General features: G+C 68.6%; 13 protein-coding genes. 6 read left to right on the top strand and 7 right to left on the bottom strand.

The window, feature by feature from the left end:
* Nucleotides 1-10: 10 nt before the first annotated feature.
* On the bottom strand, nt 11-640 hold the full coding sequence (locus LKD76_RS22175) for a TetR/AcrR family transcriptional regulator (protein ID WP_227983325.1): 630 nt from the start codon (nt 638-640) through the stop codon (nt 11-13).
* A gap of 146 nt (nt 641-786) precedes the next feature.
* Between LKD76_RS22175 and LKD76_RS22170 the strand changes: the two genes are divergently transcribed.
* Nucleotides 787-2,292, top strand: coding sequence for an MFS transporter (locus LKD76_RS22170; protein WP_227983324.1), 1,506 nt, complete (start codon nt 787-789; stop codon nt 2,290-2,292).
* A gap of 26 nt (nt 2,293-2,318) precedes the next feature.
* On the top strand, nt 2,319-2,969 hold the full coding sequence (locus LKD76_RS22165; RefSeq protein ID WP_227983323.1) for a hemerythrin domain-containing protein: 651 nt from the start codon (nt 2,319-2,321) through the stop codon (nt 2,967-2,969).
* A 463-nt stretch (nt 2,970-3,432) separates the two neighbouring features.
* Here LKD76_RS22165 and LKD76_RS22160 read toward each other — a convergent pair whose 3' ends face one another.
* Complete coding sequence (locus tag LKD76_RS22160; RefSeq protein ID WP_227983322.1) at nt 3,433-4,653, bottom strand: cytochrome P450 family protein; 1,221 nt, start codon at nt 4,651-4,653, stop codon at nt 3,433-3,435.
* A gap of 240 nt (nt 4,654-4,893) precedes the next feature.
* Between LKD76_RS22160 and LKD76_RS22155 the strand changes: the two genes are divergently transcribed.
* Both LKD76_RS22155 and LKD76_RS22150 read left to right on the top strand, forming a co-directional pair.
* Complete coding sequence (locus LKD76_RS22155; RefSeq protein WP_227983321.1) at nt 4,894-6,579, top strand: bifunctional metallophosphatase/5'-nucleotidase; 1,686 nt, start codon at nt 4,894-4,896, stop codon at nt 6,577-6,579.
* A gap of 62 nt (nt 6,580-6,641) precedes the next feature.
* Nucleotides 6,642-8,459 carry an Eco57I restriction-modification methylase domain-containing protein gene (locus LKD76_RS22150; RefSeq protein WP_227983320.1) on the top strand — a complete coding sequence of 606 codons (1,818 nt, stop codon included), beginning with the start codon at nt 6,642-6,644 and terminating at the stop codon, nt 8,457-8,459.
* A gap of 16 nt (nt 8,460-8,475) precedes the next feature.
* Here the strand turns inward: LKD76_RS22150 and LKD76_RS22145 are convergent, their stop codons facing one another.
* The 4 genes from LKD76_RS22145 to LKD76_RS22130 form a co-directional block, all read right to left on the bottom strand.
* Nucleotides 8,476-9,096: a TetR/AcrR family transcriptional regulator gene (locus LKD76_RS22145; protein WP_227983319.1), complete on the bottom strand. Its 621-nt coding sequence runs from the start codon at nt 9,094-9,096 to the stop codon at nt 8,476-8,478.
* A gap of 113 nt (nt 9,097-9,209) precedes the next feature.
* Nucleotides 9,210-9,389 (bottom strand): hypothetical protein, encoded by a 180-nt coding sequence (locus tag LKD76_RS22140; RefSeq protein ID WP_227983318.1) that lies wholly within the window; start codon nt 9,387-9,389, stop codon nt 9,210-9,212.
* A gap of 129 nt (nt 9,390-9,518) precedes the next feature.
* Complete coding sequence (locus tag LKD76_RS22135) at nt 9,519-10,037, bottom strand: gamma carbonic anhydrase family protein (protein WP_227983317.1); 519 nt, start codon at nt 10,035-10,037, stop codon at nt 9,519-9,521.
* Complete coding sequence (locus LKD76_RS22130) at nt 10,018-10,998, bottom strand: GlxA family transcriptional regulator (protein ID WP_227983316.1); 981 nt, start codon at nt 10,996-10,998, stop codon at nt 10,018-10,020. Before LKD76_RS22130 ends, LKD76_RS22135 begins: the two co-directional genes overlap by 20 nt.
* 71 nt (nt 10,999-11,069) lie before the next feature.
* Between LKD76_RS22130 and LKD76_RS22125 the strand changes: the two genes are divergently transcribed.
* Together LKD76_RS22125 and ald are read left to right on the top strand one after the other, a co-directional pair.
* On the top strand, nt 11,070-11,837 hold the full coding sequence (locus tag LKD76_RS22125) for an MBL fold metallo-hydrolase (protein ID WP_227983315.1): 768 nt from the start codon (nt 11,070-11,072) through the stop codon (nt 11,835-11,837).
* Nucleotides 11,838-11,927: 90 nt separating this feature from the next.
* Nucleotides 11,928-13,037 carry an alanine dehydrogenase gene (ald, locus tag LKD76_RS22120; protein ID WP_227983314.1) on the top strand — a complete coding sequence of 370 codons (1,110 nt, stop codon included), beginning with the start codon at nt 11,928-11,930 and terminating at the stop codon, nt 13,035-13,037.
* A gap of 40 nt (nt 13,038-13,077) precedes the next feature.
* Here ald and sigJ read toward each other — a convergent pair whose 3' ends face one another.
* Entirely contained in the window at nt 13,078-14,007 is a 930-nt protein-coding gene (sigJ, locus tag LKD76_RS22115; RefSeq protein WP_227983313.1) for an RNA polymerase sigma factor SigJ, read from the bottom strand.
* Between the last annotated feature and the right edge of the window lie 104 nt (nt 14,008-14,111).

Below are 14,111 nucleotides of genomic sequence, written 5' to 3'. Positions count from 1 at the left end.
GCCTCGATCCTCACCCGGCGGTGTCGCCGCGGCCCCGGCCGGCGTGCAGCCGCAGCGCGTCGTCGACGACCGTGTCCACGTACCTCGCACCGATATCGCGACCCCCCAACAGGCGGCGGAAGAACAGCGGGCCGGCCAGCTGCTCGATCATGAGCGACACATCGGTGCCGGCCGGCAGGTCGCCGCGTTCCTGCGCACCGCGCAGGATCGCCCGGAAACCGGCCGAACCCGCTTGATACAGCGCCTCTTTCAGGTCGGCGAAGGCCGGATCGAAGGGTGCGCGGTCGAGGACCGCGCGCATTCCGTTCTCGCCGACCGGGTCGTGTAGCAGCCGCCGCAGGCCGTTCAACTCGCTGATCAGGTCGGTGCGCAGATCGCCGGTCGGCGCCGCGTGATTGCGATCGATCTGTTCGACGATCACCTCCTCGAGCAGCGCCGCGACATCGGGCCAGTGTCGATACAGGGTGGTGCGGCCGACTCCGCTGCGGGCGGCGACCGCGACATGGGTGACGCCCGTGCGGCCCTGCTCGGCCAGAAGGTCTCGAGCGGCGTTCAGCGCGGCCTGCCGACTGCGCACCACCCGCGGGTCGGGCCCGCGATCGGCCGGGCTCGCGGCCGCCCATTCCCGGACGTCGTCCACCTGTCACTCCCTTCGCCGAACCACATCTGTCCTATGGGACATCTTGCACCACAGTTAGATGTGGTACATGATGTCCCATATCTACGGAACAAGATGTTTCATAAATATCGGAAGGGAGACCGATGCCAGGGGAACGGGGAGCGGTGATGAGTAGCGAAGTGGGTACTGTCCGGAACGCGTGGGCGCGACTCGGCAGCGACCGGAAGATGTTGGCGCTGGCCGTCATCGCGGTCGCGCAGCTGACCGTCGTGCTGGACGTGTCGATCGTCAATGTCGCACTACCCTCGATTCAGCAGGATCTGGGCTTCTCCACTACCGGCCTGGAATGGGTGGTCAACGCCTATGCGCTGGCCTTCGGCAGTCTGCTGCTGCTGGGTGGGCGGATCGCCGACGTCCTCGGTCGGCGCCGGATCCTGATGGCGGGCCTGGCGCTGCTCGTCGTCGCATCCCTGGGGGGCGGGCTGGCGCCCGGGCCGGGCTGGCTGATCGCCGCCCGGGTCGCCCAGGGGGTGGCGGGCGCGATGATCGCCCCGGCCGCCCTGTCGCTGATCGCGACCACCTTCGCGCAGGGCGCCGAACGCAATCGCGCCATGGGCGTCTACGCGGGCATGTCCGGAGCGGGCGGTGCGCTCGGCAACCTGCTCGGCGGCGTGCTCACCGACGGATTGAGCTGGCGCTGGGTGCTTTTCGTCAATGTGCCGATCGGCATCCTCGCATTGCTGCTGTCGCCCAGGGCATTTCGTCCTTCGGTGCGCTCGGGCGGGCGCATCGACACCATCGGCGCGCTGACCGCCACGGGCGGTATGTCGCTGATCGTCTTCGGGCTCATGCACGCCGCATCGGATTCGTGGGGTAGTGCCGCGACCGTCCGGTCCCTGGTCGCCGGTGTCGCCGCGCTGGTGGCGTTCGTGATCGTGGAGGCTCGGCAGCGGGAACCGTTGATGGCGTTGCGTATCTGGTCCGATCGCAACCGGGCCGGTGGCTACATCGTCATGCTGGTGGTCGGCGCGGCGATCATCGCGGTGTTCTACTTCCTCACGCTGTTCATGCAGATCGTGCTCGGATTCAGCGCGATGCGAACAGGTTTCGGCTTCCTGGCGTTCGCGGTCGGCGCCGGAATCACCGCGAGCGCGAGCGGGCGGCTGATCGGGCGTACGGGGCCCCGACCGCTGCTGGGAATCGGGATGACCGCGCTGGCGGCGGGCCTGTTCTGGTTGTCGATGCTCGATGCCGACGCCCGGTACTTCCCCGATCTCGCGGGCCCGCTGGTGCTGGCGGGGTGTGGTGTCGGTCTGTGCTTCGTGCCGCTGACCCTCGCGGCGGTGGTGCGGGTGGATGCCGACGTGGCGGGGGTGTCCTCGGCGCTGCTCAATACCTGCCAGCAGCTGGGATCGGCGCTGGGGCTGGCGGTATTCGGCACCATCGCCGCGACCGCCACCCGTCATCGGCTCGGCGCCGCGGCGAGCGGGCACGACGCGGTCGGCGGGCCGATGCCGCCGCAAGCGCGGCGGATGCTCGGTGAGGCGCTGGCGCACGGCTACGCCCTGGCCTACCTCGTCGCCGCGGCGACCGTGGCGGTCGCGTGCGTGATCGCGGTGGTCGCCGTGCGCGAAGTCGCCGACGAAGCCGACGGCGTCCCCGTGGCGGGATGAAAATGCTTGCGGGAAAGGATGATTCAATGGAGAAACCCGATGTGACCATGATGATCCTGGTGCACGACGCCTTCCGCCGGGACGTGCGCCGGCTGCGGGCGGTCGCGGGACAGGCCGCCGGTGATCCGGCCGTGTTCGATGCCCTGTGCGCGGGGTGGGATACCTTCCGCCGGTATCTGATCGTGCACCACACCGCCGAGGACGATGTGCTCTGGCCCGTGCTGCGTGCCGAACTCGCCGACCGTCCGGATCGTGGGCCCCTGCTCGACGCGATGGTCGACGAGCATGCGCAATTGGATCCGATCATGGCCGAGATCGACGCGGCGCTGTCACAGCGTTCCGTCGCGGATCTGGTCGCCCGATTCGACGCGCTCGGCCGGGTCCTGGTGTTCCATCTCGACCACGAGGAGGTCGAGGTGCTGCCTCTCGTGCGGGACACGCTGACCCCGTCGGAGTGGAAGGTCTTCGGCGACGATCAGCGCCGTCGCGTCGGATTGCGCGGCGGGAGCCGGTTCTTCCCGTGGTTGCTCGACGGCGCGTCCCCGGAGGGGGTCGCTCACGCCCTGGCCCTGCTGCCCCCGCCGCTGCGGTTGGTCTATCGATTCGTCTGGCGTCCCCGGTACGAACGCCGTTCGCCGTGGCCGTGGCAGTTCCTGTCGCCGTCGGGAGCCGGATAGGGGACCGCGGGGAGGGCTGTGGCGGATATCGGCCGACGGAATTTTTCCCTCACGGGATAATATTGATCTTCTCGATCTTGTCCGAGAAGCCGCGTCACCGGATTCCGGCGACGCGGTCTACTGGGACGACTTCTACGTGCTCAGCCGGGGCGACGATATCGACCGCGCGTTGAGCGACTGGGCGACCTACTCGTCCTCGCGCGGGCCGATCTTCGAGATCATCAAGGCCGGTATCGAGATTCCGCCGGGCACCCTGCTCATGGAGGATCCGCCCGCCCACGACATCCATCGCGCACTGCTCGAGCGAGTGTTCACGCCCCGACGGGTGATGTCGCTGGAGCCGCAGATCCGCGAACTGTGCACGCGCTCGCTGGATCGGCTCGCCGGCCTCGATCGGTTCGACCTCATGACGTCGTTCGCGAACGAAGTGCCCATGCGGGTGAACCGGCAGCACCGGCTGGGATCAGAAGCGCACGGGCAACGTCTCCAAGGTGCTGGAGGTGATTCCGGGGCGCCAGGTGAGTTCGTCCATCCCGACGGCGAGCGCGATATCCGGCATGCGCCGCAGCACTGTGCTCAGGCCGACCGATGCTTCCAGGCGAGCCAGCGGGGCGCCCAGGCAGAAGTGCATGCCCTTGCCGAAGCCCAGGTGGCGCTGCCCGTCCTCGCGCCGGATATCGAAGGTCGCCGCATCCGGGAAACGCGATTCGTCGCGGTTGGCCGAGGTGACGCACAGATAGATGTGATCGCCCTTCTTCAGCTGCTGCCCTTGATATTCGAAATCCTCGGCCACCCAGCGGTCGTTGGCGTTCATCAGCGGACCGCGGTAGCGGATGACCTCCTCGATCGCCTGCTTCAGCAGTGCGGGATCGCTCTTCACCGCCTCCGCCTGTTCCGGATGCTGGAAGAATGTCAGCATCGCGCTGCCGAGCAAGGAGGTCGTGGTCTCGTTACCCGCCAGGATCAGTAGCTGGGTCATGCCGATGATTTCCTTGCGGGACAGGCGATCTCCCTCCATCTCCACCTGCAGCAGACGACTCAGCAGATCATCGGCGGGCTGCTGCCGTTTGGCCTCGAGCAGTGCGTGCAGGTAGTGCAGGAACTCCTGCATCTCGTCCTTGATCTGCATCGCGGCCGCCGGGTTGCCCATGGCGTCGACATACAGATTGGACCAGATCCGGAACTTCTCCTGATCCGCGCTGGGTACGCCCAGGATTTCCGAGATCACCCGCATGGGCAGTGGGAAGGCGATCTCCTGCACGAAGTCGATCTCACCGTGTTCGGGTAGCCGGTCGATCAGGGCATCGGTGATCTGCTGAATGCGTGGCTGCCAGGTCTCGATGAATCGCGGGGTGAACGACGCGCTGACCAGTCGGCGCAGGCGCGTGTGGGTGACCGGGTCGCTCTGGAAGATCACCGAATGCAACAGCGCGTCGGAGAATTCGCCGTGCGGAAACACCATGGCGAGAACCTCGGGCGGATACACATCGGCCGGGTTGTTGGTCAGGCGGGAGTCACGAAAGAACGCCTCGACGTCGTCGTAGCGGGTGACCAGCCAGCCGGATTCGCCGCCGGGCAGCGCTATCTTCGCTATCGGTGAGTTCTTGCGCAGGTCGGCGAGGATTTCGAAGGGGGCGTGTTTGAACGCCGGTGATGTGATATCGAAGGATTCGGTTGTCGACATCGGGACTCCGTTCTCAACGGGCTGCACGCGGAGCGGTGCGATGCCCGCCGATATTGAATACGATCCGTTTCACCGAGTACGCGGCTCTCGCTCCCAGGCGTGGGAAGTGTTCTCGCCCAGTCGATTCGGATACCGCGGGCAGGTGGCGGCCTGGCCGCGAGACCGTGGAAGCGCTGCGGTGGAGCGGAATTCACCGCGATGTTGCCCGCCGGCGGTGTCGATCTGCCAGAGTCGGACGATATGAGTTCTGCGCGTCGCCTCGCGGCCGGTTGTGCCGTGCTGACGAGTCTGGTGATGGTGGCGGGATGCGGGGGAACGGATACCGCGACGCCCGGACCACGCGATGCGGTCGCGCTGATCTCCACGTCGGATCTCGCCCCCGCGCAACCCGGCGAGGTGCATCTGTTCGGATTCAACGATCTGCACGGCAATCTCGAACCGCCGCAGGCGAGTAACGGGCGGGTCGGGCCGTACACGGCTGGGGGCGCGGCCTATCTGGCGACGCATCTGAAGCGGTTGCGTGCCGCTTACCCCGACAGTGCGGTGGTGTCGGCGGGAGACAATATCGGCGCGAGTCCATTGGTGTCGTCGCTGTTTCACGACGAGCCGACGATGGCATTCCTCGACCAGGTGGGTGTCGCCGCGTCCGCGGTCGGCAATCACGAACTCGATCACGGGCTTTCGGAGCTGGCCCGGCTGCGTGGCGGCGGCTGCGCGCCGGACGGCTGTTCGCCGGGGGCGCCGTTCACCGGCGCGCGTGTCGATTTCCTGGCCGCCAATCTCACCGACGCGCACGGCGGTTTCCCGCCGGGCGTGCGGCCGTGGACCGTGCTGACGGTCGGCGGGCACCGGATCGGGGTCGTCGGCGTGGTCACCCCGGATACGGTGAATCTCGTCTTCCCCCAGGGGATTCGCGGTTACACCTTCGGAGACGAGGCGCAGGCGATCAACAGCTCCGTACCGGCCGTGAAACAGGCCGGCGCGGAGACGGTGATCGCGCTGGTGCACGACGGGGGAGCGCAGGCCACGCCGGCCGCGAGCACCGACTACAACGGCTGCGCGGGGATCGGCCCCGAGGTGACGGCGCTGGCGGCCCGTACCGATCCGGCCGTCCAGGTGTTGTTCACCGCGCACAGCCACCAGTCCTACAACTGTGAGCTGGGCGGCAAGGTGGTCACCCAGGCCGCCTCGTTCGGCCGCCTGATCACCGATGTGACGCTGCGGTTCCGCGACGGCACCGTCTCCGCGCACGCGGTGAACCGGGTGGTCACCCGCGATGTCGAACCGGATCCGGCGGCCGAGGCGCTGATCGCCTACTTCTCCGGCCAGGCCGCCCCGCGCGCGCAGCGAGTAGTCGGCACCGCCACCGCACCGCTGTCGCGGGCCGGCCGCGCCGGTGGCGACTCCGCGCTCGGCGCCGTGATCGCCGACGCGATGCTCGATGTCACGCACGACTCGGCGCGGGCGGTCGCGGCATTCATGAATCCCGGTGGGGTGCGCGCCGATATCGGGCCCGGGCCGATCACCTACGGCGGCATCTACGAGACCCAGCCGTTCGGCAATCAGATCGTCACCGTCACTCTCACCGGCAGCCAGATCCTGGATCTGCTGGAACAGCAGTGGAGCAACAGCAGCACACCGGCGGTGCTGGCGGTCGCCGGAATCTCCTACACCTACGACGACAAGGCCGTCGCGGGCCACAAGGTGGTCGCCGACTCGGTCCGGATCGGCGGCGCACCGCTGAACGCGGTGGCGACCTACCGGGTGACCACCAACAATTTCCTGGCCGCCGGCGGTGACGGCTTCTCGGTCTTCACCCACAGCGCCGATACCACGGTCGGCCCGACCGATCTGGACGCGCTGGAGACCTATCTGAGCGGCCGCGGCCCGGTCGGCCCGCCGCCCGAGCGCGTCCGGCGCCGTTGAGCTCGAGCACTCGATGCCCGCAGTTCACCCACATCCGGCCGCGCAGCGGGCAGAATGCGAGGATGCGCGGCCGGGGAGGGCAGCCAGTAGACCGTCGGGCGGGCCGGGAGCCGGGCGGTGATGGCCCGCGCAAACGCCACGGCCGCCATTACACCCCGCCGAGGCTGGCGGAGTTCCTCGCCGAGCGCATGCTGGACCACCTCCGGCCTCGGGATGAGTTGTCGGTGCTCGATCCGGCCTGTGGTGACGGTGAGCTCCTGCTGGCGGTGGCCGGGGTCGCGGCACACCGGTTGCCGTCCGTCGCGCTGCGTCTGGTCGGCTACGACCTCGACTCCGACGCGGTGCGGGTGGCGCGGACGCGGAGCGCGGCGGTCGACGGTCGACGCTTCGGGGGTGCGACCGAGGACGCGGCTCCCCGGTCGCCGCGATCGGGGCCGCGCGTCGAGTTCGAATGGCGCGACGGCGACTTTCTCCACGCCGTGCAGGCGTCGAACGACCCTGTCTTCGATGGGGTGATCACCAATCCGCCCTATGTGCGGACCCAGCAGCTGGGCGGGCAGACCGCGCAGCTGTTGAGCCGGCGCTTCGGACTCTCGGGCCGGATCGATCTGACCCATCCGTTCGTGGCCGCGGTGCCGCGGCTGCTGCGACCGGGCGGCGTACTCGCCTTGCTGTGTGCCAACCGATTTCTCAGCACCAAGGCCGGTGCGAATCTGCGCACCTTGCTGTACTCGGAATTGACGCCGATCGAACTCTACGATCTGGGGGATACGCGGCTGTTCGAGGCCGCGGTGCTGCCGGCGGTGACGATCGCCGTCCGCGGTCGCGCCGAACGGACCTGTCGTTTCGCCACGGCCTACGAGTCCGATCTCGAGCCGAGCAGCGACGCGGATCTGTTCGACGCGTTGCGGCAGTCACGGAGTTCGGTGGTCGAACACGCGGGCCGCCGGATCGCGATCGAAGTCGGGGCCCTGTGGACCGGCGATCTGCCGAGTCCGCGCGCGGCACCGGATCCGGTCGAATCGGCCACTCCCACCTTCGATCCGGCGACTCCGTGGCGTATGTCGCGCCCCGGCACCGACGCCTGGCTGCGCCGGGTCGGTGCGGGCACCTGGCGCACCTTCGGCCAGGTCGCGCCGATCCGGGTGGGTATCAAGACCACGGCCGATCGGGTGTTCATCTCCGAGCGCTGGGATGAGATGCCGCACCGTCCGGAGGCCGAACTGCTGCGGATTCTGCTGACCCACAACGATATCGAGCCCTGGTGCATCGACCGCGAACACGACACCAGGGTGCTGTATCCCTACGACGTGTCGCAGAGCTGCCGCACACCGGTGGATCTCGACGAATTTCCCTGTGCCCAGGCATATCTGGAGACCCATCGGGGAGCGCTGTCGGCCCGCGGCTACCTGGTCGGCAGCGGGCGGCAGTGGTTCGAGATCTGGGTGCCGCAGCGGCCGCATCTGTGGGGGCGTCCGAAGGTGGTGTTCCCGGATATCAGTGTGCAGCCGCGCTTCGCCCTCGATCGCAGCGGCGCGGTGGTCAACGGCGACTGCTATTGGATGTCGCTGGCCGATATCGGCGACGAGCGCATCGCCTATCTGCTGATGGGAGTGGCCAATTCGACGCTCGGCCTGCACTTCTACGACGCCGTCTGCGGTAATCGGCTCTATGCGGGGCGACGGCGGTGGATCACCCAGTACGTGACCCGGCTACCGATCCCCGACCCGGGCACCGCGGCGGCCCGGTCGCTGATCGCACTGGCTCGTGACTTCGCCGACGGAGTCACCGCACCCGATACCGATCTGCTCGACGAACGCGTCGCCGCGGCATTCGGCCTCGGCGCGGGCGACGGTCTCCGTCCACCGGGGCCGGCCTGACGACCGCGCCCCGGCGTCAGACGGAATGCACCCCGACCATCGGCAACAGCGTGCGCCGGGCGAAGGCACGGGCGGCCTGTTCGTCCGACAACGGAATCAAACCGTCGGGGGTGAGCGCCAGCGACTGTGCCAGGCGGGCCATGATCTCCGCGATCAGGTCGGCGTCGAAACCCGGGTCCGCGTCGGCCTGGGGCAGGCCGCGCAGTTTATCGGCCAGATACACCCGGCCGACCTCGAGAATCGGCCCGGCCTCGGTGGTCAGCCGCGGCAGGATCAGCTCGGGCTCGGTGCGCAACAGCCGCCGCAGCAGTTCGTTGTGCGCCAGCGAGGTGATGAAGACGACGAAGATCTCCACCAGTTGATCCTCGTTGTCGGCGATACTGCCCACGCGCTGTTCGATGTCGGTGACGAACCGCTGTGCCTCGCGCACGCTGACCGCTTCGACCAGATCGTTCTTCGATTCGAATCGGCGATACAGGGTCGCGGGGCTGATGCCGGCCCGTCGTGCGATCTCACCCATGCTGGTGCGCTTGATCCCGAAGTCCAGGAACGCCGACAGGGCGCTCTCGAGCAGCTGCTCGCCGTCGGCGCGCGGCTTCTCGAGGATGCGGCTCAGGATGGATGGGACAGGGGGCATGGGGTCTCCAGTCGAATCGGCGTAGGACCGCGTCGATGCGGAAGGCGGACGTTTATTATCTCATCGCCTACCGTCGCGATCACCGGCCCGGACCGGGACCCCGCTGCCGGTGCTCAGCGCAGGTTCAACGCGGTCATTTCCTGCTCGATCGCATTCGCCGCGAAGTCGCTTCCGCTGCTTCGTAATTCGTGGACCCGGCGCTGAAGCGCCTCGATACCCCCGGGTTGGGCCGCGATATCGGCCACGCTGATCCGCCCCTTGGGTCGGTGCATACCGGACTGCTCGTACGCCACCGTATAACCTCCTGCACAAACGCTTCGCAGTCCGCTGACCGAGACTGTGACTCGGTGTCGCGAACCACGATCATGCAGGGCCGATGCTACCAAGAGATCAACCTGGACGCTCGACCAGTGTGTGCTGTCTCACATCTGGATCCCGCTGTCGCGGTGGGCTTTCATATTGTGCAGGTAGACCGCCGCGTTGAGTTTGATGTGATCGCGTTCGGCCTCGCCGAGTTCGCGCCGCACCTTGCCGGGAACACCGGCGACCAGGGAGCCCGGCGGGATCACCGCACCCTCGGGAATCAGGGCGTTGGCGGCGATGAGGCAGCCTTCGCCGATCACCGCGCCGTTGAGCACGGTCGCGCCCATGCCGACCAGTACATCGTCACCGATCGTGCAGCCGTGCAGGATCGCGTTGTGGCCCACCGAAACTCCACTGCCCACGCGCAACGCGAAGCCGGGATCGGCGTGCAGGACACAACCGTCCTGAATATTGGTGCCGGTGCCGACGTCGATGTCCTCCAGGTCGCCGCGCAGCACCGCGCCGTACCAGATGCTGACCTGCTCACCGAGGCGCACCCGGCCGATCACCGTGGCCGTCGGCGCCACCCACGCGGTGTCGTCGATCTGCGGCTCGTGCTCACCCAGCTTGATCATCATGCAGGTCAACATAGCTGGCCCGGAACTGTGCGCGGTGCGCGCCCGGTGGCAGCCCGAGAGCGCGGTGGAAATGGTGGCGCAGATTCATCGCCGTGCCCAGACCGGAGTCCGCGGCGATGCGGTCCATCGTGTCGTCGGTGGATTCCAGGAGCAGCCGCGCCCGGTCGATGCGCTGTTCGAGGAGCCAGCGCTGAGGGCTGGAGCCGGTGCGTTCGCGGAAGCGCCGGGTGAAGGTGCGCCGCGACATCAGAGCCGTGCGCGCCCAGCCGTCCAGATCGATCGGATGATCCACATGCGTGCGCGCCCAGACCATCGCGTGCTCGATGGGATCGGCGTCATCGGCATCGGGTACCGCGAGCGGAATGTACTGCGCCTGCGATCCGGCCCGGTACGGAGCCAGCACCAGCACGCGCGCCAGTTCGGTCGCCGCGCGGGCGCCGTGATCGGTACGCACCAGATGCAGGCAACAGTCCAGTGCGGCAGCCACTCCCGCGGAGGTGACCACATCGCCGAGATCGGTCCACAGGCGGTCGGCGCGGACCGTGACCGCCGGAAAGGTGCGCGCCAGGTCGGCGGCCAGACCCCAGTGGGTGGTGACCTCGCGGCCGTCGGCCAGTCCGATCGCGGCGACGACCCAGGAGCCGCGGCACAATCCGACGATGCGCGCTCCGCGATCGTGGGCGCGCCGCAGTGCCGCCGCGATCGTCTCGGGCACCTCGAGCGCCGGATCCCAGCTGGGGATCACGACCGTGCCGGCCTGCTCGATCACCTCCGGTCCGTGGCGCACGCGCAGATCGAAATCCCCCGGGGTGCGCAGGATTCCGGGAACGGCCGCGCAGGTGCGCACCTCATAGGGCGCGGTGTGCGCCACGCTGGTGCCGATACGGCCGAACACCATTCCCGGTACCGAGAGGTGGAACGGGGAGATGCCGTCGAAGGCGAGGACCGCGACCACATGCATGGCCCGATTTTATCGAAGCATGGCCTGTGGGCCACTGTCGGTGTGGCCGAATGCGGGCCAAGATTTCTCCCATGACGAACACGCTCTCCACCACGGTCGAACTGCTGCACATCGGTGGCCCCACGGTCCGCTTCACCTACGGCGGGCTGACCTGGCTGACCGATCCGACCTTCGACGAGCCCGGCGACTACACCGCCGGCGCGCTCACCCTGCACAAATTGACCGGCCCCGCGATTTCCGCGGACCGGGTTGGCCCGGTGGATGTCGTGCTGCTGTCGCACGATCAGCATCCGGACAACCTCGATTCGGCCGGGCGGGAGGTCCTGGCGGGCGTGGCGACGGTCCTGTCCACACCCGAGGCCGCCGGACGGATGGAAGGTGTTCGGGGACTGCGGGTCTGGGAGACCGTGACGATCGGCGCGGTCACCGTCACCGCGGTGCCGGCCCTGCACGGACCGGAGGGCGCCGAGGCGTTGAGCGGCACCGTCACCGGATTCGTGCTGACCGCCGCCGGGCTGCCGACGGTCTACATATCCGGGGACAACGCCTCCGTCGACTACGTCGAACGGATCGTGGCGCATGTCGGCCGCATCGACCTGGCCCTGCTGAATGTCGGCGCCGCCAATGTCGGCCGGTTCGACGATCGGGACGTCACCCTCAACGCGCGCACCGCACTGGAGGCCGCCCGCGTGCTCGGCGATGCGGTGGTGGTGCCGGTGCACGCCGAGGGCTGGGCGCACTTCACCGAGACGCTCGATCACCTGCGCCGCACCTTCGGATACGGCGGCCGGGAGGCGCAGCTGCGGATCCCGCCGCTCGGGGAGCCGATCACCGTCTGAGCCGCGCACCGATCGCCGATTGATCGCCATTCTGTGAATCGCCGCCGCGTCGGCCTGGCACCGCACCCGGTTCCGGGCCACGATGGCGGTATGAGAATCGGGGTTGTCCGCGAGATGAAACCGCAGGAGAGCCGGGTCGCCCTCGCCCCGGCCGGCGCCGGTGAGCTCGGCCGGCACGGGCATCGGGTACTCGTCGAGTCCGGCGCCGGGGTGGGGTCGGGGTTCACCGACGCCGACTACGTAGCCGCGGGGGCGTTCATCGGCAGCTCCGCCGACGCGGTCTGGGACGAGGCCGAGCTGATGCTGAAGGTGAAAGAGCCGGTGGCAGCCGAATATTCACGTCTGCGCCCCGGGCAGGTGCTGTTCACCTTCCTGCATCTGGCGGCCTCGCGGGAATGTACCGATGCCGTCCTGGCCTCCGGCATCACCGCGATCGCCTACGAGACCGTGCGCGGCCCCGACCGCACCCTGCCGCTGCTGACGCCGATGAGTGAGATCGCGGGCAAACTCGGCACGCAGGTCGGCGCCTATCACCTGATGGCCCCCCAAGGCGGCGCCGGTGTGTTGCTGAGTGGAGTGCCCGGGGTGCGCCCGGCGGAGGTGGTGGTGATCGGCGGGGGCGTCGCGGGTTCGAACGCCGCGGCGGTCGCGGTGGGTATGGGCGCGCGGGTGAGCGTGCTGGACATCAGCCCGGCCCGGTTGCGGGAACTCGACCACCAGTTCGCGGGGCGCCTCACCACCCTCGCGTCCACCGCCGCCGATATCGAGGAATCGGTGGTCGCGGCCGATCTGGTGATCGGCTCGGTGCTGGTGCCGGGAGCCCGTGCGCCACAACTGGTTCCCGACACTCTCGTCCAGCGGATGCGCCCCGGGTCGGTCCTGGTCGACATCGCCATCGACCAGGGCGGCTGCTTCCAGAGCTCACATCCCACCACGCACGCCGAACCGACCTTCCCGGTAGCGAATTCGCTGTTCTACTGCGTCGCCAATATGCCCGGTGCGGTCCCGCACACCGCCACCGTGGCACTGACCACCGCCACGCTGCCGTATGTGCGTCTCATCGCAGATCTCGGCTGGCGGGCCGCCTGCGATGCCGACCCCGGGCTGGCCGCAGGGCTCACCGCCGATGCCGGACAGCTGTATTCGGCCGAGGTGGCGCAGGCGCACGGCCTGCTCGCGGCGGGCCGCGGCGCGAGCTAGCTGCCGGGCGCGCGCCCGGCGGCCGGCGATCCGCCGAGGGTCAGAAGGTCCAATCGGGGTCGCCCTCGGGCAGATCGCGCAACTTCTCCGGATTGCGGACGATGGCGATCGAGGTGACCCGGTCCTGTTCGACGGTGAAGGCCATGACCCCGAGGTGGTTGCCGTCGAACACCATGAGTCCGGGGCTGCCGTTGACCTGCACCATCCGCACCCAGGCGCCGCGTCCGGCGCGGTACCAGCCGAAGTACAGCTTGGCCACCAGCTCGGCGCCCCGCACCGGCTGCATGATCGCGGGCACCCGGCCGCCGCCGTCAGCGGTCAGAGTGACGTTCTCGTCGAGCACCCCGAGCAGTGCGCTCAGATCGCCGGAGCGCCAGGCCACAGCGAAGGCGGAGACCACCTTCTCGTGCTCGTCACGGCTGGCGGGGAAGCGCGGCGTGCCGTCCTCGACGTGTTTGCGGGCGCGCGAGGCCAGCTGTCGCACCGCGGCGGGGGTCCGGCCGACCACATCGGCCACCTCCGGACCGGTCATGCCGAAGATGTCCTGCAGCACGAAAGCGGTGCGTTCGGCCGGGGACAGCGATTCCAGCACCACCAGCAGCGCGGTGGTGACCCGTTCGTCCTGCGAGACCCGATCGGCGGGATCGTCCCAGGACGTCACCTCCGGTTCCGGAAGCCATTCGCCCACGTACTCCTCGCGGCGGGCCCGCGCCGAACCCAGCTGATCCAGTGCCAGCCTGCCGGTGACCGTGGTGAGCCACGCGCGCAGATTGTCGATCTGCTCACCGGGCGTACGGTTTTCGTACCAGCGCTGCAGACGCAGCCACGCGTCCTGCACCACATCGTCGGCATCGCTGAGGCTGCCCAGCGTGCTGTAGGCCACCCGGCGCAGATACAGGCGATGCTCCTCGAACCGGCGGGCCAGTTCTGCCTGATCGATGTCGTCGGGTCCGATCGTCACTGCTGCCATCCTCGTATCGTTCGTCCGCACCCGGATCGTCCGGTCGCCGTGCACGGCAGTTCTACCCCGGTCGGTGCCGCTCACCATGGGTGACGATGCCACCGACACGAGTG

This window comes from Nocardia spumae, from assembly GCF_020733635.1.
In the GTDB taxonomy this organism is placed as follows: domain Bacteria; phylum Actinomycetota; class Actinomycetes; order Mycobacteriales; family Mycobacteriaceae; genus Nocardia; species Nocardia spumae.
The sequence above is the reverse complement of the archived record's forward strand: the minus strand, read 5'-3'. Positions and strand labels throughout refer to the sequence as shown.

Bases quoted from the DNA above. Each gene is read 5' to 3' on its own strand.
- LKD76_RS22125 (WP_227983315.1), top strand. From the start codon at position 11,070: ATGACGAACACGCTCTCCACCACGGTCGAACTGCTGCACATCGGTGGC.
- LKD76_RS22170 (WP_227983324.1), top strand. From the start codon at position 787: ATGAGTAGCGAAGTGGGTACTGTCCGGAACGCGTGGGCGCGACTCGGC.
- LKD76_RS22130 (WP_227983316.1), bottom strand. From the start codon at position 10,998: ATGCATGTGGTCGCGGTCCTCGCCTTCGACGGCATCTCCCCGTTCCAC.
- sigJ (WP_227983313.1), bottom strand. From the start codon at position 14,007: ATGGCAGCAGTGACGATCGGACCCGACGACATCGATCAGGCAGAACTG.
- ald (WP_227983314.1), top strand. From the start codon at position 11,928: ATGAGAATCGGGGTTGTCCGCGAGATGAAACCGCAGGAGAGCCGGGTC.
- LKD76_RS22155 (WP_227983321.1), top strand. From the start codon at position 4,894: ATGAGTTCTGCGCGTCGCCTCGCGGCCGGTTGTGCCGTGCTGACGAGT.
- LKD76_RS22135 (WP_227983317.1), bottom strand. From the start codon at position 10,037: ATGATGATCAAGCTGGGTGAGCACGAGCCGCAGATCGACGACACCGCG.
- LKD76_RS22165 (WP_227983323.1), top strand. From the start codon at position 2,319: ATGGAGAAACCCGATGTGACCATGATGATCCTGGTGCACGACGCCTTC.
- LKD76_RS22145 (WP_227983319.1), bottom strand. From the start codon at position 9,096: ATGCCCCCTGTCCCATCCATCCTGAGCCGCATCCTCGAGAAGCCGCGC.
- LKD76_RS22160 (WP_227983322.1), bottom strand. From the start codon at position 4,653: ATGTCGACAACCGAATCCTTCGATATCACATCACCGGCGTTCAAACAC.
- LKD76_RS22150 (WP_227983320.1), top strand. From the start codon at position 6,642: ATGCGCGGCCGGGGAGGGCAGCCAGTAGACCGTCGGGCGGGCCGGGAG.